Below are 2,372 nucleotides of genomic sequence, written 5' to 3'. Positions count from 1 at the left end.
CTGGACAAGGGCTTCGGGAACTTCTCGTATGCGCTCCCCCATCGGCATCTGCGCGGGCATCTGCGTCCCGGTGCTGACGGACCTGCGGCTGGACGGCGCGCCAAGGCACTGATCGCGCCGGGCCCGTGCCGTCTCCCTGCGCCCATGAAGTTCTCGCGTGCCCCATACCCCTTCAGACATCGACTTCCCGGGGCCGTTGACGGGGCCCGTACGGCGCATTAGCCTGACCTTCAATTTTCAGACTGAAATTAATTGAAGGAGCGGCCGATGAAGATCGTCAAGGCCGAGGTCTCGGTCGTTGAGATCCCGTTCCCGTTCGACGCGAGCGGCGTCGGCATCATGCCGACCCCGTGGCGGAGCCTGGAGTTCGCGCTCGTCCGTCTGGAGGACGAGCTGGGTAACGTCGGCTGGGGTGAGGCGTTCGGCTACTTCGTCGTCGATGCCAGCAAAGCGATCACCGAGCGGCTGATCCTGCCGAGGCTGATCGGCGCCACCGTCACCGACATCCCGGCATGGAACCGCCGGCTCCAGCTGGACCTGCACCTCTTCGGCAGGTACGGCGCGACGGTCTTCGCGATCTCCGGCGTCGACATCGCCTTGTGGGACCTGGCGGCCAAGCGTCAGGGTGTCCCTCTCCACCAACTCCTCAGCGACGGTGACCGTCCGGCACGGACAACGGGGCTGCGGTCGTACGCGAGTCTTATGCGGTACGGCGACACCGCGCTCGCGGTAGCCGCCTGCGAGCAGGCTCTCGGCCGCGGCTACACCGCGATCAAGCTCCACGAGACCGACATGGCCACCATCTCTGCGTGCCGGGAGGCCATCGGCCCCGACGTGCCGCTCAGCGTCGACGTCAACTGCCAGTGGGGAAGCCGCTTCTTCACCGAACACCGGAAGGAGTTGGCCGGCCTGGGGGTGGCCTGGGTCGAGGAGCCCGTCTTCCCGCCCGAGGACTTCTCGGCGCTGGCGGCCCTGCGCTCGCCGGGAATCCCGCTGGCTGCCGGCGAGAACTGGTGCACGGCCGAGCAGTTCGCGCAGTCCGGCGGCGCGGTGGACATCTGGCAGCCCAGCGTGACCAAGGTCGGCGGGATATCCGAGTACCTGCGGATCCTGGCCATGGCCACCGCCCAGGGCCACCCGGTCGTGCCGCACTGCCCGTATTTCGGCCCCGGCTACTTCGCCACCCTGCACCTTGCCGCCGCACATCCCGCGATGGACGACATCGAGATCCTCTACACCGACCCCGAGGCGTGGCTGTGCGACGTAGAGGGACTGCGGGACGGCGGCGCACTGTCCGTGCCCACCGGTCCCGGCCTCGGGTTCGAGCCCGACCCCGACGTCATGGAGAAGTACCGCCGTGCCTGAGACCGCACCCGTCTTCCGCGTCACCGGCCACGGGCCCGTACATGTCATCGTGTCCCACGGCTGGATCGCCGGGGCCGCCCTCTTCGACCCGGTGGCGGACCTGCTGGACCGGGGCCACTACACCTTCGCCTTCGTCGAGCACCGCGGATACGGCGCCGCCTCGCACCTCCCCGCTGCGGGGCTGGCCGGCAGCACCGCCGATGTGCTGGCCGCTGCCGACCGGCTGGGCTGGAACAGGTTCGCCGTCCTCGGTCACTCCATGGGCGGGCTGGTGGCGCAGCACCTGTCCGTCACGGCTCCGGAGCGGCTGACCGGCGTCGTACTGCTGTCGTCCGTGCCGGCCAGTGGCGGTCAGCTCAGCGACGAGGTGCGCGCACAGCGCCGCGAGGCCGTGCACTCCGCCGAGCAGCGGCGGCGGCTTATCGCCGCGAACAGCGGATGCGGCCCCGAACTGGCCGACCGCATCTGGCGGATGAGCATGGAGACCGCGTCCGCCACAGCGATGGAGCGCTACCTCGACGACTGGAGCCGCGCGGACTTCGGGGCCGAGGTCGCCGACGCCGGCGGCGACGTCGACTGCCTGGTCGTCACCGGTGAACGCGACCCGGCCGTCACCACCGCCCTCATGCGCTCGACGGTGCTGGGGACCTACCCTCACGCGCGACTCGTCGAACTCGGCGGAGTCGGGCACTACGCGATGCAGCAGGCCCCGCAGAGGCTGCTGAACGTGCTGACTTCCTTCCTGTGACGTGAACTCCCGGCATGCCGCGCCCTGTCCGAGGCAGCGTGTCCCCTTTCCCTCCTCTCCCCCTCCCTTTTCTCCGTCCAGAAGGCGGCCACCATGACCACCCCTCTCCGGGAGAAGCTGCGCGCAGGAGACCCTGTGCTCGGCACCTTCCTCAACCTCGGCTCACCGCTGGCCGCCGAAGCCTGCGCGCTGGGCGGCTTCGACTGGCTCCTGGTCGACCTCGAGCACGGCGCCGGGGGCGAGGAGGCCCTCCTCGGCC

The 2,372-nt window shown here is 69.8% G+C and carries 2 protein-coding genes; both read left to right on the top strand.

Annotation, left to right across the window (positions count from 1 at the left end; genetic code table 11):
- Positions 1–267: 267 nt before the first annotated feature.
- Entirely contained in the window at positions 268–1,365 is a 1,098-nt protein-coding gene (locus tag ABT300_RS43200) for a mandelate racemase/muconate lactonizing enzyme family protein (RefSeq protein WP_351688421.1), read from the top strand.
- A complete protein-coding gene (locus tag ABT300_RS43195; RefSeq protein WP_351688418.1) occupies positions 1,358–2,113 on the top strand; it encodes an alpha/beta fold hydrolase in 756 nt (251 codons plus the stop codon). The genes ABT300_RS43200 and ABT300_RS43195 overlap by 8 nt, the downstream gene beginning before the upstream one ends.
- Positions 2,114–2,372 lie beyond the last annotated feature (259 nt).

It is taken from the genome of Streptomyces sp. NPDC001027, from assembly GCF_040299045.1.
Classification (GTDB): Bacteria; Actinomycetota; Actinomycetes; order Streptomycetales; family Streptomycetaceae; genus Streptomyces.
Note: the sequence above shows the minus strand (reverse complement) of the source record. Positions and strands in the feature narration are given on the sequence as shown.